Origin of the sequence: Psychrobacter sp. I-STPA6b (assembly GCF_020662265.1) — a bacterium.
Taxonomy (GTDB): Bacteria; Pseudomonadota; Gammaproteobacteria; order Pseudomonadales; family Moraxellaceae; genus Psychrobacter.
The window spans coordinates 56,162-82,389 of sequence record NZ_VEWM01000069.1; the positions used below are offsets into that span (position 1 = coordinate 56,162).

The 26,228-nt window shown below is 39.2% G+C and carries 14 protein-coding genes; 7 read left to right on the forward strand and 7 right to left on the reverse strand.

What is annotated here, in order from left to right; genetic code table 11:
• Positions 1-160: 160 nt before the first annotated feature.
• The 5 genes from proB to FHK88_RS07585 form a co-directional block, all read right to left on the reverse strand.
• Positions 161-1,315 carry a glutamate 5-kinase gene (gene proB / locus FHK88_RS07565; protein ID WP_227430179.1) on the reverse strand — a complete coding sequence of 385 codons (1,155 nt, stop codon included), beginning with the start codon at positions 1,313-1,315 and terminating at the stop codon, positions 161-163.
• A gap of 108 nt (positions 1,316-1,423) precedes the next feature.
• Positions 1,424-2,632 carry an Obg family GTPase CgtA gene (gene cgtA / locus FHK88_RS07570; RefSeq protein ID WP_227430139.1) on the reverse strand — a complete coding sequence of 403 codons (1,209 nt, stop codon included), beginning with the start codon at positions 2,630-2,632 and terminating at the stop codon, positions 1,424-1,426.
• A 474-nt stretch (positions 2,633-3,106) separates the two neighbouring features.
• The gene (locus tag FHK88_RS07575; protein ID WP_227430140.1) at positions 3,107-4,543 is read right to left on the reverse strand and encodes a glyceraldehyde-3-phosphate dehydrogenase; all 1,437 of its coding nucleotides are present in this window, start codon (positions 4,541-4,543) and stop codon (positions 3,107-3,109) included.
• 198 nt (positions 4,544-4,741) lie between these two features.
• Positions 4,742-5,137 carry a hypothetical protein gene (locus tag FHK88_RS07580; protein ID WP_227430141.1) on the reverse strand — a complete coding sequence of 132 codons (396 nt, stop codon included), beginning with the start codon at positions 5,135-5,137 and terminating at the stop codon, positions 4,742-4,744.
• Positions 5,138-5,384: 247 nt separating this feature from the next.
• Entirely contained in the window at positions 5,385-6,599 is a 1,215-nt protein-coding gene (locus FHK88_RS07585; RefSeq protein ID WP_227430142.1) for an NUDIX domain-containing protein, read from the reverse strand.
• 260 nt (positions 6,600-6,859) lie between these two features.
• Between FHK88_RS07585 and hemP the strand changes: the two genes are divergently transcribed.
• Positions 6,860-7,024 carry a hemin uptake protein HemP gene (gene hemP, locus FHK88_RS07590; RefSeq protein ID WP_227430143.1) on the forward strand — a complete coding sequence of 55 codons (165 nt, stop codon included), beginning with the start codon at positions 6,860-6,862 and terminating at the stop codon, positions 7,022-7,024.
• Between the two features lie 967 nt (positions 7,025-7,991).
• Here the strand turns inward: hemP and FHK88_RS07595 are convergent.
• Positions 7,992-13,046 carry a translocation/assembly module TamB domain-containing protein gene (locus FHK88_RS07595; protein ID WP_227430144.1) on the reverse strand — a complete coding sequence of 1,685 codons (5,055 nt, stop codon included), beginning with the start codon at positions 13,044-13,046 and terminating at the stop codon, positions 7,992-7,994.
• 152 nt (positions 13,047-13,198) lie between these two features.
• Positions 13,199-16,540 carry a BamA/TamA family outer membrane protein gene (locus FHK88_RS07600; RefSeq protein WP_227430145.1) on the reverse strand — a complete coding sequence of 1,114 codons (3,342 nt, stop codon included), beginning with the start codon at positions 16,538-16,540 and terminating at the stop codon, positions 13,199-13,201.
• Positions 16,541-16,957: 417 nt separating this feature from the next.
• Here FHK88_RS07600 and FHK88_RS07605 point away from each other — a divergent pair, with 417 nt between their 5' ends.
• The 6 genes from FHK88_RS07605 (at position 16,958) to cydB (ending at position 26,197) form a co-directional block, all read left to right on the forward strand.
• Positions 16,958-18,277 (forward strand): MFS transporter, encoded by a 1,320-nt coding sequence (locus FHK88_RS07605; protein ID WP_227430146.1) that lies wholly within the window; start codon positions 16,958-16,960, stop codon positions 18,275-18,277.
• A 186-nt stretch (positions 18,278-18,463) separates the two neighbouring features.
• On the forward strand, positions 18,464-19,108 hold the full coding sequence (gene coq7 / locus FHK88_RS07610; RefSeq protein ID WP_227430147.1) for a 2-polyprenyl-3-methyl-6-methoxy-1,4-benzoquinone monooxygenase: 645 nt from the start codon (positions 18,464-18,466) through the stop codon (positions 19,106-19,108).
• 255 nt (positions 19,109-19,363) lie between these two features.
• The gene (locus tag FHK88_RS07615) at positions 19,364-20,395 is read left to right on the forward strand and encodes a tetratricopeptide repeat protein (protein ID WP_227430148.1); all 1,032 of its coding nucleotides are present in this window, start codon (positions 19,364-19,366) and stop codon (positions 20,393-20,395) included.
• Between the two features lie 280 nt (positions 20,396-20,675).
• Positions 20,676-23,135 carry an esterase/lipase family protein gene (locus tag FHK88_RS07620; protein ID WP_227430149.1) on the forward strand — a complete coding sequence of 820 codons (2,460 nt, stop codon included), beginning with the start codon at positions 20,676-20,678 and terminating at the stop codon, positions 23,133-23,135.
• Positions 23,136-23,708: 573 nt separating this feature from the next.
• The gene (locus FHK88_RS07625; protein ID WP_227430150.1) at positions 23,709-25,181 is read left to right on the forward strand and encodes a cytochrome ubiquinol oxidase subunit I; all 1,473 of its coding nucleotides are present in this window, start codon (positions 23,709-23,711) and stop codon (positions 25,179-25,181) included.
• Positions 25,181-26,197 (forward strand): cytochrome d ubiquinol oxidase subunit II, encoded by a 1,017-nt coding sequence (cydB, locus tag FHK88_RS07630; RefSeq protein ID WP_227430151.1) that lies wholly within the window; start codon positions 25,181-25,183, stop codon positions 26,195-26,197. Before FHK88_RS07625 ends, cydB begins: the two co-directional genes overlap by 1 nt.
• Positions 26,198-26,228 lie beyond the last annotated feature (31 nt).

Below are 26,228 nucleotides of genomic sequence, written 5' to 3' on the forward strand. Positions count from 1 at the left end.
CAAGTAAGCCAGTCAGTGTGGCACAAAAAACAGCCCCATGAAACATAAACGGTAACTTGAAGCTTATCAACGACTATCTAGCACCTTAAATAGTCAACTATTTTTATACATGAGTGTTCAACACACTCTAATGTGCAAACAACACATCTAGTTGATATATTTAGTTTGATAGTATCGCCATATCATCACGATGTACCATGACCACACGCTCTTCTGTTTCTCCTAGTATTTTATCAAAATCCTCTGTACGCTCACGGGCAACACGTTTTGCTTCAGCAGCAGCAAAGTTTACCTGACCCACAGCCACACGCTCACCACTGTCTTGGTCAACAATTGCTACCACATCCCCTTTATCAAAATCACCTTGAATTTCTACCACACCAACAGGTAGCAAACTTTTATTACGATTGACAATCGCATTTACTGCACCTTTATCAATCATCAATGTACCTGCCATACGTAAATGTGCTGCCAGCCATTGTTTTTTGGCAATAATTTTATCTTCCTGATTGGTCGTTAGCAATGTACCGACAGCCTCTCCAGAAACAACACGAGTAATCACATTGTCAATGCTACCATTAGCCACCACTGTCGGACAGCCACCCATTGCTGCCAAACGTGCTGCTCTAACCTTGGTGACCATACCGCCTCTACCTAACTTGCCACCATCTCCTGCAATATCAAATAAATAATCTGCCATTGCACGCTCTTGATGGATGAGTTTCGCTTCTGGATTATTGCGAGGATTATCAGTAAAGATACCCTCTTGGTCTGTCAGGATAATATATAAGTCTGCCTTGACCATCGCCGCTGCCATTGCACCCAGTGTATCATTATCACCAAACTTAATCGCATCCATTGAAATGGTGTCATTTTCATTAATGACTGGTAACACGCGCCAATCTATCAACTGCATCAATGCACTGGCAGTATTTAAATAGCGCTCACGATTAGACAGGTCTTCATGAGTTAACAAAATTTGTGAGCTTTGTACTCCAGATTGAATCAGCGCTGACCACCATGTCTCGATTAGGCCCATTTGCCCAATAGCAGCACAGGCCTGTAACTCTTTTAGCTTCTTTGGTCGCTCATCTAACCCCATCCGTACCACACCTTCAGCCACCGCACCAGATGAAACCAACAAAACTTCCATGCCTTGATTATGCAAGGATGCAATTTGTTTTGCCCATTCATAAATAGCGGTTCTATCCAATCCTTTACCATTGTTGGTCAGTAATGATGAACCAATTTTGATAATCACTCGACGTAATTTAAACTCCCGTGAGGCATTATCAAAACGCTTATCACTTTCCATATTGGTGGATACAGGTTCTTGATTATTCATTAAAGCTCCCTTGATATCTAAAAAAGAATTTCAAAACTAAAAGAAAAACCGAGAAGAAGTTAAAAAATGACAATAAAACTATGGCGCATAAACCACTTCGACATCACTGTCATCATCGTCATCTGGCATATCAGCACCTTCACGCTGTGCTTTTTTCGCTGCTCGGTATGCTTCTTTTTGTGCTTCAGTATTAAATCGAACTTCTGCTTCAAGTCGTGCAAAACGCTCACGTTGCGCTTCAGCAAAGATAGGATCTTCCTCTTCACGCTCACGCTCACGCTCAATCTCATTCATTAAATGATATTTGACAGCATCAACACCTTCACCTGTCAGTGTTGAGGTACGAAAGACCATGCCTGTCCAGCCAAGCTCTGCAACAATATGTGTACATAGCTCATTTAGCTCTGTACCATCAACCTGTGCTACTTGGTCTATTTTATTTAATACTAAAATTTGTGGTAGTTGAGCCAGCTCAGGAGAAAAACGCTCCAACTCATTTAAAATAACACGGGCATTTTCTACTGGGTCACTACCATCAATAGGCATAACATCAACCAAATGTAGCAAACGACGGGTTCGTGCCACATGCTTTAAAAAACGAATCCCTAGACCTGCACCTTCTGATGCTCCTTCAATTAATCCTGGAATGTCTGCCATCACAAAAGAGCGATGCTGTCCAATATCCACCACCCCAAGATTAGGTACTAATGTAGTAAATGGATAGTCTGCTACTTTAGGCTTAGCAGAAGATACTTGGCGAATAAAGGTAGACTTCCCTGCATTTGGCAAGCCAATTAAACCAACATCAGCAACGACTTTTAGCTCTAGCTTGATTTTCTTTAACTCACCCTCAAAGCCTTTAGTTGCCTTACGTGGCGCTTGATTGGTTGAGCTTTTAAAATGGGTATTACCCAAGCCACCATCACCACCTTTTGCAACCAAAACTTCCTGACCCTGCTCTGTCAAGTCACCAATAATATCACCCGTTTCAGTATCAATAATCGTTGTACCAATGGGTACTGGCAAATAGATATTATCTGAACCTTTCCCAGAGCAGTTTTTACTATGCCCATTTTCACCACGCTTAGCTTCATGGCGACGAGTATAACGGTAATCAACCAGTGTGTTGGTGTTATCATCAGCAACGACAATCACATCGCCACCCTTACCACCATCACCACCGTCTGGACCGCCTCTTGGCACATATTTTTCACGGCGAAAACTGACAATACCATTGCCACCATCACCTGCCTTGACAGTTACCACGGCTTCATCAATAAATCGCATCGGTTGTTACTCCAGTTGTTATCATAATAAACTCAAAATGTATAAAATAAATATATAAAATTCTTGGGGTGTCTTTTTGTGAACATACATTAGCATATATATCCCTACCCTAATTACTTGGGCTTACCTAAGTAAAAGTAGGTCAATATAGGGTTTATTGAACATTCATCTTCATAGGAAAAATTTAGCCAATTTTTATATAAAAGTATAAAACAGCTGTATTCCTTGTAAATATTAGCCTAACGGGGTGAAAGTTCAACAGACCCTAGTATGAGTTACTAATAAAGAATGCCCGAAATCCTAGTGATTATCGGGCATTATAACAATAAATGACGATAGGTTTTATGTAAACTTAGACCATTCGTACCATGACGTCATGGCATCAAACAATTGTAGCCCAGCTTTACTATGATGATGGTACGATAAAATGACTGTTAACAGTCTAAATAGAGACAGTCCAACTCATCATTAAAATTAAGCAGGAATTTGTTTATAGTGAATACCTGCCATCTGTGCCGCTACACGCAATACCTGAGTGCTATAGCCAACTTCATTGTCATACCAAATATATACCGTCGCATGATTGTCAGTCACAATTGTCGCTTGTGCATCAACAATACCTACTTTTTTAGTACCAACAAAATCTGTAGATACCGCTTCTGTAGAGTCTGAATAATCAATCTGTGCTTGCCATTGATGGCTATGCGCTGTTTGCTCTAAAAACTGATTTAACTCAGCCACATCTGCTGGTGCTGTTTTTAAGTTTAGATTTAAGATTGCAAGACTGACATTTGGAGTTGGAACACGAATTGCGTTACCAGTCAGTTTGCCTTCCAGCTCTGGCAATGCTTTACCCACTGCCTTTGCCGCTCCTGTGCTAGTAATCACCATATTTAACACAGCACTGCGACCACGGCGGTCAGATTTATGATAGTTATCAATCAAGTTTTGGTCATTGGTAAATGAATGAATGGTTTCTACATGACCATTTTCTACGCCGTATTTGTCATTTAGCACTTTTAATGTTGGCGTAATGGCATTAGTTGTACAGCTAGCTGCACTAACCACTGCATCATCACCAATGCTTTCATGATTGACACCATAAACCACATTTTTAATATTGCCTTTGGCAGGAGCAGTTAATAAAACTTTTTTTGCACCTTTGGCTTGTAAGTGCTTAGATAAACCTGCTTCATCTTTCCACTTACCAGTATTGTCAATAATTAAGGCATCTTCAATACCATAGGCAGTATAGTCAATCTCGCTTGGATCATTAGCATAAATAACTTGGATAAAGCGACCATTAATAATGATGCCGTTATTTTGCTCATCCACCACAACAGCACCTTGGAAATGACCATGAATAGAGTCACGCTCTAATAAAGAAGCACGTTTTTCCAAGTCATTGTCGGCGCCAGGACGAACCACGATGGCTTTTAACTGTAATCCTTTATCAGATGCCATCTGCTCTAATAATAGTCTGGTTAAGATTCGACCAATACGACCAAAACCATATAAAACAACATCAGAAGCTTGGTTTTTTGCACTTTGTTGCTCTGCTGTCTTCGCCACCTGCTCAGCAATGTCTAACTCATTTGCCAAAAGCTGACCAACATCAACCTGAGCCTGTACTAACTTCTCTTGTTGTGCCAGTGTTTGTACTGCTTTTAGCACCTCATCAACAGTTAGTGTTACTTGACGATTTTTTGTGTTTGTAATGAGTGCCAATTGGTTACTGGTTGGGATATTGGTTAATGCTTCACCAAACAAGGTAACTTGCACATCTTTTTCATCATTTAATTGGTTTAATAAGCCAGTCAACTCATGAACTTGCTTCTCTTGATTTTTGTAGTTGTTTAGATAATCCTGATGGCGTTGGCGTAATGCAGTAGCGTTACTCACAATAAGCATCCTTATATATAAAGTAGTGTGAAAAGAAGGAATACAAACCTAATTGGTCTGTAATTTTATAGCATAATTTGCTCAGTTACCAGTATACAAAACTTGATAATGCAATTAAAAATAATACTTATAAAATACACCAATTTCTCAATATAGCTTAACTCTTCTTAACATAGGATAATGAATCATGCTTTCATTTATTATTTATCATTTATTATCTTGCACCTCATCATGATAGATGGGAACACCTAGTGTGTGAGTAACATAAGTGTCATGAGACATTTGAGAGTTATAATTATCTGCTGTAGAAGGATTAGCAAAAGCACTATATGCCGCTAAGGGGATAATGATTGCCAATGCAATCGCTGTATGCTTGAGTAAGCTATTCATAAAATAGCGCTGAGGTAGTTCAGATTTTAACGCAGACATGTCTGGTTTATTAAAATCAGGAGGACGGCGACCTTGTTGGGGCTGATATACCTTTTCAGAATCAGAGCTATTATCCGTATCTGTAAAGGTTTGTGTATTTCGTCCTTCATCATTGTTATGGTTATGACAATTATGAGAACGACGATAAGTATGACTGTTGTCAGTGTTCTTCATAGCATCAAATTTATTTTGGGTAATATATTCAAATTTATGTCTACCTTGTCAATGCAATTAACAATATAAATCAAAATATAAATACAAATCATTAAATTTGTATTTTCTAAACTGACTTATCTTGCTCATTTAGATAAACTCTCATTATTGCAATAAATACAGTCTAGAATATTCTGTTATACGACGCTATATAAACTATGTGTAAAAACGCAACGGTTTGTAAACCTCTGCTACGTTTTTTAATATTTTATTTTTCATTATCACGCTGTGTTGAGTTTTTACAAAACTGACGAATACCAGCTACTTTGTCTGCCCCATATTGACGTGCTAATGCTAAATCATCAGGTGATAAGCCACCCAAGGCAATGACAGGAACTTCTGCCTGATCTGCCAACTTAGAAAAACCCTGCCACCCCAATGGCAAAACATCTGGATGCGTTTGTGTTGCCAATACTGGTGATACAAACATAGCAACAACAGCTGGCAAGCCCTCTGCGATACGCTGTCTTGCTAACTGATTAGCAGAGAGTATACTCAACGCATCATGACAGCTCATGGTCACAGGAAAATCTGCCACCAATGATAAATGAGTCAAAGAAGATACCTGATTAAAAGATTCTTTTTTAATATAGTGGTCACACTCATCATCATATTGTTTTAGCACATATGCTGGCATATGCTGAGCCATGACATACTTTAACAGTGCATCCTGCTCATTATCTAGTATGCGCTGAATATCTGTCACAGATACTATCCACTTTAAATCTGGACGTTGAGTTGCTAAGCCACTCAGCAATGCTAAAATCTGTTTATCGTGTGGCTCACAATCTACTTTTTTATCAGTTACTGCAAGAGTGACATTAACATCTTGATTTTTTCTATCAAGATGATGACGTACATACACACATGCACCATCAGGCAAGCTCTGACAATAATGTGCTAACCAGTATTGCACACTTGCAAACTCTTGTACGGGTTGAGTAATACATATCCTCTCAGGTAAGCGCAACCAATCCAAAATTACTCGATTTGCCTGTGGTAGTGGATACTTGCCTGCTAATAAATCAGTATGGCTTACCCATAATAAAGGTTGTCCCTCTTCACCTATTTTTTTATTTTGCATCATGGTGTATTGTCTAGATGACAAATTCACTCGATAAACATGCAAGCGCACAACCTTATCACCATAATCATGGCTAATAACCCCTAACGCATTGATATACATTTCAGGCTCTACCATGTCTAACTGTAGCCCTATCTCCTCTGCCACCTCACGTTTTAATGCTGATATGGGATTTTCCTGATTTTCTACTTTACCACCAACAAATTCATAGCAATCACCCTGATGTTGCTGAGCATGACGATAGCCTAATAAATACTGATTCTGATACTGAATCACAGCAACAGCAACATCAATATAAGAAGTAGCAACAGCCTGACTTGAACTTTTTCTTGCATTCATTGGTATAAACCTATGTTTTATAAAGAATTATTTAATAAATAACAACTATCTAGTAAATTAAATAGCATTTTTTCTCAAAAAGTGCTTGCAATTATACGGGATATGTTTAATAATTAACTCAAATGATAATCATTATCAACAAAACCAAACGACTGACTTGATAGTGACCATCATTTTAAACTATGGATTTTTCATCTGCCAAACTTACCACTCATACAATGCACTAACTGCATTAGAGTGAAACTTAAAAGGAACTAGCCATGAACAATATCATCTCTCGCTCACTACACTTACGTGACAACCAACTTCCAATGTTGCAATCACAACACTTGTTTGCACTAACCAAAGAAGTACGTATTCAACATGAAGGCGAAGAGTACCGCTTACGTCTAACACGTAACAATCGTCTGATTTTAACTAAATAATGGTACATTTATGATACTTGAGTACTTATAGTGGAATTGAATTGATATATTCAATACATAATTTAAAGATTTAACTTTTATATTATCTTTGGCTTTATCATTTCTTTTCCACTATACATACTTAATTGTTTAACATATTTATTAGACTTAAGATTTATTAACCTTGAATATAGCATTTATTGTGCACGTTATTAATTGATACCAAATTCTTATTTATTAAACAACTATAAATAAAATGTATAATGGAATATTTATTAATTTAAATGGTTAAATAAAAAATAATTATAAAAATTTTGAGGTGGTGGTGATGTAGAAAAGAACATGCCACCAAAAAATAGGGAAGGCATAATAATAAACTGAAATATAACTATAAATAAGAAAAACAGACCAATAATATAATAACAACAACACAGCATAGTAGACTCTCAACACAGCTAAATGATTAGATACGCTCTCATCATTTAGCTGTTTTTATAGTCTCAATTTCAGATAATCAGAAATACTATAGTCATCAATCTAATATGATTTCACCACATTAATTATGCTCAATGTACTACATGCACTATCTACCTTTAGTTGCCTTTGATGAAGTCATACTTGGCAGACTATATTCAATTCAAACTAATACTGTTACCAGAAAAACGAGCGAAGGCATACAAAGTACTGCGAGCGAGCTTGACGACGTAACAGTTTTGTATTGAATCGACTAGGGTCTGTTGAACATTCACCCCGTTAGGCTAATACCTACAAGGAATACAGCTATTTTTTACTTTCATGTAAAAATTGGCTAAATTTGCCTTATTCTGCGTTAATGAACTGGTTAATATCCAGATATTACCTGCGTTCATTGCCTTGACTAAGTCACTGTTTATTAAAATCAGTATCTCAATTTTTCCTATGAAGATGAATGTTCAACAGACCCTAGACATATATTACAAATATCATCCCATTCAACAAACTACTTATCTTAAAACTGCCAACTATAAATCACATCAACTGTTTTTTCAGCTGCTGTTGTTGCTTCAATATAGACGCGTCTGGTTAACTGATAACGTAATGATAGGCTACTTTGAGCATTAAACACACCAACACCATAACGAATATATAAATCTGGTGTAATATATCCTGTCACATTAACGCTAGTATCATTACCCGAACCAGAAGCATCTAAAGTCAGACTCTCTAAGCCAAAGGCTTTACCAATCGAATTTGTCAAGCTACGAGTTCCACTTAATCCAAAGCTTAGACCTGCTGCTGCCAAATTGTTAGTTACTTCTGATTTAAAGCCTTCTTCACTGATTTGGGTGCCACTCGTATTTGTTAAACGTCCTGTTACTAGGGCATTCATCGCTTGCTCTTGTGTCAAACCAGCATTATTAAAGACGGTAATATTTGGTTTTGAAACATTGCCTGTTACCCTAAGACCAACAGTCTGTCCTTCAATTTCTTTGATTGCTTCAATACTTAGTGCAGGGTCACGCACATCACCATTAAAGCGAATCTGCCCATAATTCAAATCAAGATTCTGCCCAAATGCATCAATTTTACTGCGGCGGGATACCTGTATAACACCCAACGCCTGCATAACACCTTGACCTTTTTGTGTAACATTAATTGCACCCGCTAAAGGTAGTGTTGCACCAAAGCCACGGAAACTGACATCTTTACCAAGGTCAATACCAATATCAGCATTAATAGACCAAGGCTTAGATACTGCTAACACTTCATTAATATTACCAATCAAACGTCTATCCAAAACTACCACGTCTTCTGACTTGGTAACCACATCATTACTTGCTTCTGGTGGTCTAATGGTTGCCTCTGGTATTAACACTGCGCCTTCAATGTTGACATATCGCTGATTTGGACGAATGATAATATCCAAGTCTGGGTTAATTTCTGCATACAACAATGGTGGTTGTGCAATAATCAAATGCTCTCCAGCAATACTAAGCTTCGCTTGTAACTCTTGTTGCCAGTCAACTGTACCAGATAAGGTACCTTTACCTGTATCACCACTATTAAATGAGCCTTCAATAACGGCTGTCTGTCCACGCACTTTTGCTTTTGCATTGATGTTACTTAAATTTACTGGCAAGTCCAGCATGGCAATGCGTCCATTTTGCAAATTGACATCACCATAAAATACAGGTTTGGTTAATGTACCACCCAAACCGCCTGCCATGGTTGCATTCCCTTCTAATACTCGCATACCGGGGAAGAAAGGCTTAAATATGGCTAAGTTCAGCTCATTGAGTACCAAAGCACCAGAGATTGGTTTATTTGGTTGATAAGGGTCTACCAACACATCGGCATAACCCCTTGCCCCTTGTCCAGTATTAATATCTGTCCGTAGATTTAACCCTTTTTCAGTCGTCTTAGCAATGAGTGAAACGCGCTCATATGGAATGGAGACTGGGTCACTATCACCATCTTGAATCAGACCTATACGTCCATTATCTGTATATAATGTTGCATTAATATCTGGTTGTCTTCCTTGCTGCCAGCTTAATAATGCCTTACCATTAATTTGTGCCTTCCAGTCAATATCGCTAGGCAAAAATGGTGAAAATAAAGAAGTATTGAGCTTTTGTATGGCAACATCTACTTGACCCCTGTCCTTTGAAACCAGTAGGTTTTTTCTAAGGCACAGCTTACCTGATTGGTTTGTTGCTTCCCAGCAATGTGCTGCTAACTGTAAACTTTGTGCATCTATATCCACCAGCATTTCAGCAGGTTGTTTTTGTTGTAAGGTAGCATATTTTGAGGATATCTCGCCTTGACCAATCACCCCTTTCCACTGCATATCTTGACGATTTAGTCCACCTTTAATCAACGCCTTCACTGTGGCTTGTGGATCAGTCAGTGCAAGTGTTAAGCTATGTTGTTGCTCTGTACCATCAAACACCACATTAAGCTGTTCAAACTTTCTATCAGCCAACTGCAAGCCTTTTGCACTCAGAGCCAGTTGACTAGGACTTTTACCCAGATTGACAATCTTACCTTTTACTTGTCCTTGAGTCAGTATAAAGTTTGACAGTGCCATACGTGCGCCAGTTAAGTCCACATAAATGGTCGGTAGCGCAGAATCTTCTGTTTGTATCCAAGTCAAGCCTCCTTGAAGCTGACCTGCCAGTTGCTCAGATAGCTGATGCAAACTATTAATGTTAACCTGAGCTTGTAGCTGTTGTGCAGTACCATTTGCCACAATTTCATTATCAGCCCAACGGATAGCAAGGTCACGTACATTTAACTCAGGTGCAATTGCCTTAACTTGAGAAACTTGATTTTCTGCATCACCTTTTTGTAATTTTGCCAGATAACTTTGCATATCTTTAGGTAAGTGCAAAGTTGCATCCAAACCACCCGTCGCTACCAATGGCTGACCTTTAAGCTGACCTTGTACATTCATATCACTGATATGAATCTTTTGCACATCATCTTGCCAACTACCTGTAGTTGCAATTTTTCCAGAAATTGCACTGGGCATATCTGTAACAAAATATCCTACATTAAAGTCATTCATGTTCGTTGTAATATCCCAACGAACACCCTGACTGACATCAACGTCTCCTGTGGCAACGATACTGCCTGCATCTCCTATGTGACTAAACTGGCGAATATGGATGGTCTGTGCAGTACCGCCAGCATCTATGACCAACTGTCCTTTTGGTAAATCTGGTGTGTCCAAGCTACCATTAAAAGATACGTCAAAGGCTGATAGATTACCAAACTGACTGCCATCATTCTTCCAGTGTCCTTGCGAGACTAAGTCACCTGATACGATGCCTTGTGTTTGTGGTGCAAAAGCACCAATATTCAGGTTTTGTGCTGTGGCATTAATATCCCAACCAATACCTTGACGCAAGTCCACATCACCTGATGCTAATAGATGACCCGCTGAACCCTCATGTTTAAAGTTTTTAATATGAATCTGTTCTGCCGTACCGTTCACATCAATAGCCAAAGTACCATCTGGTAGACCCTGAGTCTGTAAATTTCCATCAAACTGGGTATCAAAATGACTTAAGTTTCCTGCTAATAATTCGAACTCACCAGCTCCAGTACCATTGACAGTAACGTAACGATACTCTGGTTCTTCTTGATTTTGTGTATTGACTGTACTATCTAACACCGCTTTTAAATCTGATGATAAGATGTTGACACGATGGCGCTGACCTTTTTGCAATTGACGGCGTCGAGTATTGCCATATTGCTTCACGACTGATTTTTGAATATCTTGCATCTCTCCAGATGCGACGATATTGCCTACTAGGTTTGATACGGGCAAGTCAGCATCATATTCTTTTGGTAACAGTCCGGTTGTTTTGGCATCAATTTTCCAGCGTAATGGATGATTGTTTTCTGCTAAGCGAATCTCTCCATGCCCTGCTAAATTTCCCACCACACCATTGTATAGTAGTGAAGGAATGACGATACGATTACCTATTTTATTAACACGTACGTCATAATCACCCTTTGGTGCCGCATTTAACTCTACGACTTGTGCCTTTGCATTTACATTCAAACGGCTACCGCGCATATCGACTATCGCACTGCCATTGGGGCTATTTATTGTCCCAATATCAGGTACATTTTTACGGATTAAGTGATTCCATTGTGCAGATATACGCCATAGTGGCTCATGCCTTGGATTATCAGATACATCTGTTTCGATGATTTTTGCATGGATATGCTCACCATCTTTTTGACGCAAATCTGCATTAATCTGCATGTCACCATCAGCATTGGCATTATTAAAGACCACTGCAAGCTGACCTGCCAGTTTCTCTGGTGCATAAGCAATGACTTCTTCTGGCAAGATATCATTTAACCGATAACCATCACTGGTCACCATGGCTTTTGCAGTAAATGCCTTTTCCCAATCCAACACACCTTTTGCTAATAGCTGCCCATTTGCAGTCACAGCAACCAGTCTATCTATCAACATTTGGCTATCAACGACTTTTGCTCGCCCCTGATAATGTCCACTGGGAATATTTTCTGCACTTAACTCACTATTAATACGCAGATCTATATCAGACAACACCCCTGATGCTGTCAATAAGCCTTGTTGTAAGCGAATATTTTGTGATTCTGCATATGGCAAAGTGACATCATCCCACATTAGTTTTGCTTCAAATGGGGCATTGTCATCTAGTCCTTGAACAGAAAATTCTCCATATACGTCACTGTCATTGTAACGGCTACGCACCTTGCCTACGGTACGTTTTAGTGTACCTGTAGCCATTACATTTAAGGGTGAAACATAGATTTTTTCTAAACTATTGACTGTTAAAACTGCTTTGGCATCTAAAGGATAATCACCTTGTAAGTCTATCTCACCAGATAATCCTGCAATATTAACAATATCAGCATATTGCAGGTTTCCCTGAGCAACATGCACCGTTGTTCCTATCCAGCTTAGATCTTGCGCAGAAACATCAGTGACAATCACCGGCTCTTTGGTTGCCTGTTCATAGGAGATGCGGTTAATCTTGGCAGAGTCTAGGCGTAGATTAACTGGTAAATCTAAAGTACGATAATCAAAAGGCTTGCCACTGGGTGGCTGGTGGTCAATAATTTTTAATTGGTCAATGGTGGCATCTCGCAAATGTACCTGTTTTACAAATATAGCACGCCACCCTATTTTAACCGAGGCTGAATTGACATAAATATCCATATCCTCACTGGGCTTGAGTACTATGTCAGTCACACTCAAACCATCTCGTAAGTTGCCCTCACCATACTTAAGCGTTACCCCTGTTTCACCTGCCAGCTTATCAACCAGAAACTTACTGCCTCCTTCTGTACCTGCCATGATATAAAAGGTCAAACATACCACAACAAATAAGCATAATACGGTTAACAATAATTTGAGTAGAAATGACAACGGATACCAGCGCTGAACAGCAATGGCATCTTTTTCTGCAGCATCAAGCTCTGGCTGCGCAGATACCTCTTGCTTAGAATCTTGAGATGATGGCTTAGAAGACTTAGGAGGCTTGGGGGTCTGTGTCATGATAAAAACTATATACTCGTAGATTCAAAATGGCTTTGCAATATGGCTTTACAACCAAGAACTGCATTGTATCTGTACACTATCAACACTGCGAAAGTTTCACTAGGGGAAATGGCTCAGTAATTTATACTCAGCTACCCATATACTACTAATTACTGCAATGGTGAGCCGATAAAGAAATGCAATCGGACAGGGATATTATCTTCTAACACCCCTGCTGCCACATCCAATCGTACCACACCCACTGGTGATGCCCAACGAAGCCCAACACCCACACCAAGTTTTGTATCGGTTTTAAAGTCTCTATCATAGGCATTCCCTGCATCTGCAAACACTGCCGCACGGAATCCTGGCTTAAACTCGTAATTATACTCAGCACTACCCACTGCTAAGACTTGTCCACCAACTAGATAACCTTTACTGTTTTTTGCTGATAGACTGTCATAATCATAACCTCGAATACTGCGGTCTCCACCAACAAAGAAGCGTAGATTATAGGGTACTTCATTAAAATTGTCTGCCCAAATATAGCCTGTATCAAACCGACCTAAAACTTGATGTTTATTTGATTCACCAAAACTGTGGATACCACTTGCACCGGCACGAATGATACCCATATTCGTCTCAGTCAGCAATCCTTTTGCTCCTGCTTCTAATGAATAATACTGATGTATACCATGAGTGGGATTTGTTAAATTATTAGTCGAGGTTTTATTCAGTGCATAACCCAATAATAATGCTTGTTGATAAAAACTAGAATCACTACGGTTAAAAGGAACAGGTAAATTTTCACGATTAGGACCTTCAATGCCACTATCAAGCTGGTCAAGACGGTAGCGTAATGAGTAGCTTCGATTCCACCCAGACTCTTTACTAATATTGCGTGCTACCCCCGCTTGAATAGAGCGGGTAGCCAAATCAAATGTTCCCTTACCTTGATCAATTTTCTTTTGCTCATAGCTCAGATTCCCTGACAACACATCATTTAATGGATGTTTCCAAGGACGACTGGCGTATACTTTTACCAGCTGATTAACTTTTGACCAACTGGCACTAACACCTGCCTGATAACCATCTCGATTAATCAAGTTATTATCCAAACGACCCACAATACGCATCCCCGTATCTGTACCATAACCGATACCCATCTGTGCATCTCTGGGCTTATCTGCCATCACAAAGACATATAATGGAATAGATTTATCTTCTTTCACTTCTTGAGGTGTTTTACGTCCTGCTAATGTAGGTTGCTCTTCTGGTAAATTGTCTATACTATTTAACGACTCTTCTTCATCAGGTAGTATTTTTTTCGCCAATGCACTAATGCCATTACTTAGCCGTCCAAGTACACCTTGTGCTTCATGTGGTGTTTCATCAAGCACCCTGTTATCTGGTAATAGCATCAGCCTTTCTGCTTTCCTCTTAATAGCTTGTAGTTTATCAGATGTTTCTTCATCCACTGCAAACTCAATAGGCGTAATCTCTTCATCCACACCAGTAGAATCTGCTATGGTCGATGACTCAGCATCACCCAAACTTGCAGATAATGAATTATTTTCTGCTTCTACAGCGTCTTGTTGTCCAGTACTATCAGATACTGTCGATGAACTGCCTGCACTATTATTATCAAACTGTAATACAGAGTCATTATCTGATGCTTGAGCTGGCAATACCACATCAACATTTAAAGTATTAAAATAACGCGTTGCAGATAAGTCATTTCTAAACTGAGTAATGAAAGGCTGATAATACTTATCACCTTGCTTAAATACATATAGCTGACGCAATAACTCAGGCTTCACTGGCAATTTATCAGGGTCTGTTGTCAGTTTGCCAGTCTCCTTATCCAGAGTAAAAAATACTACTTCACCAAATTGATACCGATCTCCTGTACTATAGATAAGGTCTACATCTGCTGTGTTATCTGGCAAAATAATATCAGCCGACTTGTTCAACCAAGACGCATCAAAGAAACCATGCTGACCACTGACTGACTCTATCTCAGACTTTGTATTTTTATAGACGCCTTGATTAAATATTTCACCAACCATAGGTGGTGCATTTTTTTGAATCTTCTCAAATTCTGGTAAGCTTGCACCTTCTCCACGTATATCAACCACCCGAGTAGCGACTTCTACGGGTTCACCTAACTGCTCAATAATTACGTCTACCGTATCTCCACTCCGCTTTACAAAGCGAAGTCGAGTATCATAATAACCCACTGCCTCAGCTGCATTTACAGCTTCTTCACGCAACCGTGGTAAAACTGCATTAAAATCAGAAATGGCTTGTGCAGTAATCTCTTCTAAGGCCGCCTTAATATTTTTAGCAGGTTGATTATCTGTATCGGCTTTTACCAATGTAGGTGTTTGACTAGAATCCGCAGGATCATTTTGTTGTAAATATATGTCTGCATGAATTCTTGGTAGAGCGCCATAACCATCATTGAACACACGATTATAAATACGCTTAACTATATTCTCACCACTACGTATCAATGAGGTCGTTCCTGCATCCTCACTCACTGTATTTTGAGTAGTTTGTGCTTGCTCTGTATCATCTGCATGATACTCTGGCAGATAGTCATTGGGGTCGATACCCTCACTGTCATTAACCTGAGTATCTTGTGTGTTTTCAGCCTGTCCAGTCGTCACTACCTCATGCTGTTGAGAAGCACTACTTGCCGTGTCTTTAGAATGAGCAGAAAGTGTGGATGTATCCGTCTTTCCCTGAGGTACGTCCGTACCATCTTGTACATTATTATTCTCAATACTATCTGACACATTCGTAGTTTGTAGCCCCAGTGTTTCACGATTTGATGGTACTGGCAACGACGCATTATCTAAAACCGTATCATATCCTATTGGTACATTTCTCCCAGATAAGGTTGCCACTGGCTCATGGAACTGCATTGCTTGCTGGCTGGTGATTTCAGCCAAAGATTGTTCAATTTGTTGTGGTGATGCCATCGATAAAGAAAACCTACCTTTATCATCAGCTGGTATCGCTTCTGTCTCAACTCCCACCTTCTGCTGAGGTGACTGAGAAACATCTGGGCTTATCTGCTCTGGATGCTCGAAGGCACTATCCACTGGCTGTGCTGTAGATGGTGTCAAAGTGATAGGTGGCACATAGGAATTTTGCTCGATAGTATGTTTTTGGTAGTCTTCTAAAACCTGTGGATCAATATTCCCTTGCTCTACTGCTTGCTTTAGGCGCAATGCAATTAATGCCTGATTCAGCTGTTCTTTTTCTTTATCTTCAGCACTGATGATGGGAGCAATCTGCTCACTAGCAGAATCCACTACTGTATTCTTTGGCGCTACTACTGTCGATGCTGAGCTTGTAGTGCTAGCAGTGGTAAGGTCGTTACGATCAGCCTGTTGAGCAACCACTTCCCCCGTATGCCCTACCACACTAATGGTAGATAGAATGCAGGTTATACTGGCAACTAATGGTGATAAACGAAATATTAATAGCTGATTTTTTTTCAATTTTACTACCTTTCAATATTTATTGTTTATTGTAAAACACAGCACCGAATTCGTTGCTATCATACCGTGAGAGTTATAAAAAACCTAGTAGAAAACCTAGTAAATCTAGAAAACCTTTTTTATGATAGCAAATCGTTGATTACTATAGTTAGTTCAATCTCATACAGTCAGCTTAAAATAAAATGACCACAAGACAACTGAGTACAAATAGTGCATGAAACGTGTGAGTGATTTATGAGAGATAGATAACTATTTCCATGAGCAAATTTGTATGAGTGACAATCATATGATGATGACGATTCAGCACATCCTCGCATTATTTCTGAATCAGTTTTGTTATGATAGAGTGTTATTGATATAACCATTTCTACTGAATCTAACCTGCTATCGTTTATTAGCGCACTTTAAGGAAGCCACATGGCAACACAATTTAGCTTATTTCGTCATCGTCGATTTACCGCCATGTTCTTCACGCAATTTTTGGGGGCATTTAACGACAATGTCTTTAAACAGGCGCTTATTCTAGTGCTAACCTATACAGCTGCCAGCCAACTAGATACATCTGTTAGCATTCTCAACAACTTAGCGGCTATGTTGTTTATTTTACCGTATTTTTTATTTTCTGCAGTCGCTGGACAATTAGCAGATAAATATGAGAAGTCATGGCTGACTCGTAATATCAAAATCCTTGAAATCGTCATTATGCTTATCGCTGCAATTGGCTTTGTATTTGAGCTTTATAGATTATTATTTATTGCTCTATTTTTGATGGGAACACATTCAACCTTTTTTGGTCCCATTAAATATGCCTATCTACCTCAAGCCATGCATCGTGATGAGTTAGTTGGTGCCAATGGTGTATTCCAGATGGGTACTTCCTTAGCAATTTTGCTAGGTATGATACTTGCTGGCGTACTGACGCAACTCAATAATTCGCTGTATTGGATTAGTGCCATTGTTATATTGATTGCTATTTTAGGACTTGTCGCATCGATATTCATTCCCAAAACAGCTGCCATGCAACCTAATCTCAAAGTGAACTGGAATATTTTTACTACCAGTATTGATATTATTAAATATGCTTACTCATTACCATTATTATTCTTTATTATTCTTGGTAATAGTTGGTTTTGGTTTTATGGTGCGACCTTTTTAACCCAGACACCGGAGTTTAGTAAAGTCATTTTACATGGTAATGAGTCTGTTGTGATATTTTTACTTACTTTGTTTTCTGTGGGAGTATCTATTGGCTCATTATTATGTAAGACTCTTACAAAAAACAAGGTTAGCTTGCACCTGTTACCATTTGGAATTGCTGGGCTGAGCCTCTTTGCTTTTGATCTTTATTTATCCTTATCTAACTTCACACCCACAGCTCTTACTGAGCCACTACTAGGCATTCAGAGTCTTTGGACAAATATCGAGAACTGGCGTGTCTTTGCAGATTTATTTTTTCTTGGTTTTAGTGGTGGGATATATATTGTGCCACTGTATGCTTCGATGCAAGCATATGCTCCTATCAGTCATCGCGCTCGTATCATCGGTGCAAACAATATATTTAATGCAATTTTAATGGTGTTTTCAGCAGTATTTTCTATTGCAATCCTCAATCTATTTGCCTTAACACTCCCACAGCTCTTTTTAGTCACAGGTATTATTAATATCTTCGTTGGTATATTTTTATATATGAAGCTTAAGAAGTATCGTGGCAGTTTACCAATTTCTACAGAGAGCTAAAAAATCCAGTTGATAAAGCCGTCAATTTATGCACATAATTAGCTCATATAAAGATAAGGTCGCATGATAATCCATACCAACTATAGCTAACCATTTGGTGTTGAGTCAATATAGAATCAGATAACCAAGTGACTGGATACATAATGCGACCAAACATTAAAATGATGAAAAATAACAAGAGGTCATATGCGTTCACAGCCATTTTCTATCGTTGATAAAGCCATTATTGGGTTCGATAAGGCATTACGTGCTGTTATTCCACACTCAAACCCCAGCACTCGCCCACTTCCGGTGAGTAGCGACCATTTACCCGAACTATCCATTGATGAGGCTCGCCATGTAGCTGGACTCATGCGAATTAATCACACAGGCGAAGTCTGTGCTCAAGGTCTATACCATGGACAAGCTCTGACAGCAAAAAATGATATGGTTAGAGAGGCCATGCACCACTCTGCAGAAGAGGAAATTGATCATCTGGTATGGTGTGAGACTCGCTTGCAAGAGCTAAGTAGTCATCCCAGTGTTTTTACACCTGTATGGTATGGACTATCTTTTGGTTTAGGTGCTGCCGCTGGTCTCATTTCAAATGAGTTTAGTTTAGGGTTTGTTGCTGAGACTGAGGCTCAAGTCAGTGAACATTTACAAGATCATATCCAGCAACTACCAGAAAACGACATTCGCAGTAAAGAGATATTACAACAGATGGATATCGAGGAGCTGCAACATCGCGCTGCTGCCATTGAGCACGGTGGAACACCTCTTGCTGCTCCTGTACGCACAACGATGCGCTGGATGGCAAATCAAATGAAAGCAGTTGCTTATCATTTATAACTTGCCCATGTATTAATGTTGATAGAGTTGCTACTTATAAAATTGTAACAACCGTAACAATCGAACGACTGTGTTGATAGATACTTTTTTGTTAGTGTATGCCGTAATGGTCGTTATTATATAGATTATCTTAAGTTATATAGATCGACAATAAACAAGTTTGAATTTAACTAGAGGCAGTTTTCATTTCGCTATTTTGATAATCGAGTCCACTTCAAGCATGCCTCATCAATATTCCAGTTAAGGGAAATTTTTATGACTGTACCCAGTTTTTTGCATACCTCATTAATATCACAATTAATAAAACGTAGCTTATATATCAGCTGTCTTGGGGCTTTTGCCATTGCAACAACTGCTCAGGCAGATACCAACGCCAGTTCTCCTTACATAGATCTCTATCAAAACCAAGTAAACACTAATCAGGCAAATACCAATACTGCTAGCACAGTAGCAGCACCCAGTGCGCGTATTAGAAGCACACAACGTATCACTCCCGTTCGCACTTCAAACCGCCCTGTAGCAACCACCTCTACTGCTCAAGCTCAAGCAGCTCAGCCACAAGAACCAAAAACTCATGTCATTAGACCGGTCTATAATAAGGCGGGGGCTCAAGGGATTGATTTATTAAGTGGACAGTTACCACAGATTCCAACACCTAAGCTATCAGTTAGTGATATTACCTATGTACCCACCATCAAGATTCCTCAAACTCAGTATGGCTCAGAGCAGCTGGACGTTAGTTTAATTGATGATTTTATTGCAGAAATCAGTCCACATGCACGCCATTACCCCCCTAATTTTAATAATGTATCCCAACGCTATTACTCAAAGCTCAAGCTTAAAGAGTTAGAAGAGTGGCTAAGACCTTATGCTGATGCACCCAACGCCTCTTATGACGTACTACTACGTGCAGCAAAGCTAAATGGTATGGGGCGTAATCTTGATTTAGGGTCAGATTTTACAATACGTGCCAGCACCTATGTTTCCCGTGCATTGACTCAACAACCAGATAGTGCCGAAGCAAACTTCCTATATGGAATGATGCTAAGTGAAGGTGGTGGATTTAATGAAAGTAAAAAGTATCTTAACAAAGCTGCTGCTCAAGGATATATAGAAGCTGAGCAAAGCTTAGCTCAAGCGGACTTATTATCTGACCGTCGTGGTGATGCACTAGCACGCCTTAAAAGATTACAGCAACAACAGCCAAATAATCGTCAGATCCAGCAACAAATTGCACTGGTAGAAAATGGCAAATATTATATTTGGGACTTGTCTCAAGACAACTAATTTTCTATCCCTACTTTCTTACTATAAAGCCCTCTATCTCATATACTTTGATAGGGGGTTTTTATTATGACGCTCAAACCAACCTTTCTTTGACTATAGAGTATTTACTCTATACAAAGTAGCATGACTATCGTACTGTAATCCCTAGACTATAGTCGAAGAAGGCTAAAATAGATACAAAACAGCCAAGTAAAGATAGTATGGTTATATATACATAAGGGCTATACCATAGCTATATAGTAGCTCTTAGACTATTTCTTCCCACAGATACATCAACATCATGAGTATGACAACTATGACATTTTTGCAAAAGCTAACAACACTGTTACCTATCATAGTACCATCTCGCCATACTCGGCAGTGCTTATGTGCATTGACCTGTGTCAGCATTTTAACAAGCTGTAGCGTGGTATCTGTCACTGAAAAAACTGTCAAGCAGACCATCGACAAGCAACGTAGCAATATCATTACAGACAAACAGCTTAGCTCTCAAACCAATACGACCTTACTGTCACTAGGAATTGATGATCAAGCCTGTTTGTCTCAGTTTTCTTTATGTGTGCAACAAATTCAAAGCAGTGCCTTATCAGTCAATGAACGCGAAAAACTGGCATTACTAGCTGAGCTGTATTATGCCAAGTCAAAGGTATATGCTAATACAACGGCGTGCGAAGTTTCACTACAACGTCCACCAATCGACCCTTACTATGCCAATGCACCATTGTCTGTAGATGAGCAAACACAAAAAGATGAGCAAACTCGAAACTGTGTCAATGCGTATACCCAAAGCCTACTTTATGCCCTTCGCTATAGCTATGCTTATTTGTTTTATACGTCATTGCAAACAGGAAATAATGAAGAGGATACACAAGATTCTGTCCGATTCTTATCCAGCGACTTGGATATTCAAACCAGAGATATCTATAACACAGCGACTAATGACTTAATCAAACATCTATTCGCTGAACGTCAGCGTGGCTTTCAGTTCATTGATATGCACTATGTACCTACTGATAAAAGCTCAACCACATCAATACTCAAGGAGCAAATGCAGTTTAATATTATCAATCAGGACATGCCCAAACAGTCACCTACACAGCTTAGCCTATACTTACCCAATGATACGGAGTACTTTACCGTACCAACTGTATCAGCCACGTCCACATCAGATAAGTCGCAACCTTCTATAGAAGCGACTGGCACAGACCCCATTAATACTCTGTATTCCAGCTATGAAATGAGCTTTTCAGGATTAAACTCCATTAGTAAACGAGAGGGGCTAGGTGTCAGCTATGTCACGCAACTAACAAACCGTCATACTACTTCTTTAAAAGACTTATTACCTAACAGTCAAGTAATGAATGCAGATAGTACACCAGAGAGCCGAATTCATCGAACTGGTAATTTATTATTGACCGGTGTGGTTATTGTCTCAGGAAATAGCATCGAAGAAGTCATTAATAGTCAAAAAATTAACATCAACCTTTATAACCCTTATCGTACTCATGCTATTAATATTCTAGGTGAAAAGTATGCGTTGGGAGCGAACTTTTCGGCAAGCTATGGATTATGGCTGGCTGAAAACCAACTCAGTGGCGTCGGCTATCTCAACTTGCTTGCACGCCAGCAAAAGCTAGTGCTACCCCAGTTATTTATGCTAGAGCCATATGACCCAAATAAACGGGTCATCATTATGCTACATGGCTTAGCATCAAGTCCGGCAACATGGGTCAGTATTACCAATGATATTTTTAATGACCCAGCCCTACGCGACAACTATCAGGTCTGGCAGGTCTTTTATCCAACAAATCTACCAATCCTAGAAAATCGCTATCAAATCAAGCAACTGCTAGATAGTACATTTGCACAGGTCGACCCCAATGGTAGTCACCCTGCCAGTCATCATGGTATCCTCGTTGGGCACAGTATGGGTGCGGTAATTGGACGGATGTTACTTTCTAATGATGACTTAATGCCAAAACTAAATGAGCTAAATGCTGACCAGCAAAACCACCAACTCAATGGACTGATTCTACAAAGCTTTAATAACCAAAACTTTAATAGCCGTTTTACCTTATCACAGCAACCGCAAATAGATCGTGCAGTCTTTATTTCTGCACCATTTAAAGGTACAAATTATGCTGACAAATGGTTTACTCGAACATTAAGACGCATTATTCAATTACCTCTTGGCTTTATACAGACCATTACAGGGAACTTAACCAGTATCGCAACACAAGGTGAACTGGCAAACAATCCATTAGGTGCGCTATACCTGCAAAATGGCGCCAGTCAGCTGAGCGATAAGTCTTCATTTATGCGTCTTACCAAAGATATCAGCATTGCAAAAGGCATCACTTATCACTCAATCATAGCCAATCAAGACACAGATATTACCGAAGGATTAGCCAACCTTGAGCCAAATCAAACTGTCGTTGATTTATCTAAACCTGTATCTACAGAGAAAACTGCTACTGCTACACCAGAGGTGTCTATAGAGCCAGCAGATAAGACAGTCGTCACCATGCTTGAAGTCCAAGAGCCACTGGATGACAAAGTATCTAAAAATCTATCTGATGGTATTGTGCCTTATCAAAGTGCACATCTGGCTGGTGCAGAAACCGAGACACTGATTACAGGTGGGCATAGTATTCAAGAAAGCCCACAGGCAGTATTGACGTTACGCAAAATACTGCACACCCACTTAAATACACCTCCTGCTCACAACCAAAATCAATAAATATAGATAAGACCTTGCATAACAAACAATTATGATATTTCAATATTTACTATCAGCACATCTCATCAAATTAGCAGTTTAGCTCACTGCTATTTAAGCGTATAATTAATCGCGTAATGATTTGATATATTTGGTTCAAGATAGTTTTGATTCAAGATGATACTACTATGGGCAAGCTAGGCAATGCACAACATATATTCTGTGGTACTCTGCTAGCAAGCTAATAATGTCACTGTTTTATATTAAGCTAACAATATACAGTAATATTATTTATTATTTTTACTATACTCAATTCTGGATATATTAATATTTATTCACTTTGCATGGTGAACCAATATTTAATGAATATGAGTAATTATTAACTAAATGGGCAATACTAGCTAAGATAAACCTTTCACAGAACCTAATACATTAATCTTCAATGACTGAATTATAATAACTTACTGTCATTCATACTAACTCAAGCTCAAGTAATATGGATATAAAAACAGCTATCGGCTATTTAAAAAATAGCGAATAACTGACTCCTATTTATTTGAGATGAACGATCAATAAACTCTAAGGGTAGCCACTATGATTGAACAGCTCGACCCCGTTTTACTTGCTCGTATCCAATTTGCTTTTGTCGTCTCCTTTCATATCGTTTTCCCTGCGTTTAGTATTGGACTGGCATCTTGGTTAACTGTTTTAGAATTTAGATGGTTGCGTACAGGCAACCCCATTTATGCTGAAGTCTATAAACACTGGTCAAAAATATTCGCCGTTGTATTTGGTATGGGCGTGGTATCTGGTGTGGTCATGTCTTATCAGTTCGGTACTAACTGGGCAGTATTTTCTGACCGAGTGGGTAACGTTTTAGGACCTCTGTTAGCTTATGAAGTATTAACAGCATTTTTCCTTGAAGCTTCATTTTTGGGTATTATGCTCTTTGGCTGGGGACGAGTCAGTAAAAGAATGCACTTTACTGCTACTGCATTTGTCGCTGTGGGAACTTTGATTTCAGGATTCTGGATTTTGTCCGCCAATAGCTTTATGCAAACACCACAGGGCTTCTTTATTGGTGCTGATGGACGGCTAAACCCAAAAGACTGGATTGAGATTATTTTTAATCCATCTTTCCATTATCGCTTTGCACATATGATTACAGCAGCCTTTTTAACGACTGCATTTGTGGTTGGTGGAGTTGGGGCTTATTATTTACAATCTAAAAAGCACCAAGCACACCATGAGCATGGTAAAGTCATGTTAGGTATGGCGATGTTAATGGCAGTATTTGTTGCTCCTCTACAAGCATTTATTGGTGATGCGCATGGGTTAAATACCTTAGAGCATCAACCCGCCAAAGTAGCAGCAATGGAAGGTATCTGGGATGATGAGCGAGGCGCGGCACTACGAGTCTTTGCAATTCCTGATCAAGATGAGCAAACCAATCATTATGCCATTGAGATTCCTTATTTATCAGGACTGATTTTAACTCATTCATTTGATAAGGAAGTCAAAGGTCTAAAAAACTGGGCGCCTGAAGACCAACCTCCTGTGATTATCGTCTTTTTTGCATTTCGTATCATGGTTGGTATTGGAGTGCTGATGATACTCGTTGGCATATATAGTGCGTATACTTACCATAAAAAACGTCATTTTGATGTGAATAATAAACGCTTCCACTACACATGGATGCTCATGACACCTTTAGGATTTCTTGCTTTATTAGCAGGCTGGTTTGTTACTGAGACAGGCAGACAACCTTGGACAGTCTATGAAGTTATTCGTACGTCTGAAAGTGCTTCACCTTTGATTTCTTCGCAAGTAGCGACAACTCTGGCAGGATTTATAATCGTATATACCTTTATTTTTGGTGCTGCTACCATTTATATTCTACGCCTAATTGCAAAAGGACCTCAAGAATTTGAAGATCCTAAAGAAGATAATTACTTTGAACACTCTGTCACAGAAGGACAGGGTCTCACTCTCAGTGGTGATAAGTCTCCTGTAAAAGATATGCAAGAGGACATTGACGATGATGAGCTAGATGGAGGACAACGCTAATGTTTAACTTTGGTGATGTATTAGATTTGCCCCTCATCTGGGGTGGGCTGATTGCCTTAGCAGTACTAATTTATGTTTTGCTAGATGGCTTCGACTTAGGCTGCGGGATTTTATTTCCTTTTGCTGGCTCAGACAAAAACCGCAGTCGTATCATGAACTCTATTGCACCCTTTTGGGATGGTAATGAAACGTGGCTGGTACTTGGTGGTGGTGGTTTATTTGCTGCCTTTCCTGTTGCATATGGCATTATCATGACTGGACTATATTTACCAGTAACCTTTATGCTGTTTGGCTTGATTTTACGTGGCGTTGCCTTCGAATTTCGATTTAAGTCCAAACAACGTCGTATTGTATGGGATACTTGCTTTCATGTTGGCTCTGTTGTTGCAGCTCTCATGCAAGGTATCATGCTCGGCGCATTGGTACATGGTCTAGAGGTTAAAGACCGCCTATACGCTGGTGGAACGTTTGACTGGCTAACACCATTTTCAATATTATGTGGTATTGCACTTATTATTGGCTATGCACTATTAGGTGCGACATGGGTCATTATTAAGTCTGAAGATCAACTGCAGCAATGGGCAAGAAAAATAGCCCAGAAAATATTAATCCTCTTTCTTATCTCTATGGTATTGGTCTCTGTTGCTATGATATTTGTGAATGTTGAGGCAACTGAGAAATGGTTAACTTTCCCAACGGTATTTTACTTAGCACCAATGCCAATTATTGTAGCAATCTTGGCATATATCATGAGCCATGACCTAAAAGGAAAACGTGAATATCGTCCTTTCCTATTAACTGTAGGTATGTTCTTTATGGGATATATTGGGTTATGCTTAGCATTTTACCCACATATTGTGCCTTATGCGATGACTTTACATGAAGCGGCTGCTGATGATACTTCTTTATCATTTATGCTAATTGGTGCTGGTATCATGTTGCCAATTATTTTAAGTTACACTGCATATGCTTACTATGTCTTTAAAGGTAAAACCACACATGAACATATGTATTAATGCACTCACTAATATAAAATAAAGCAACTGG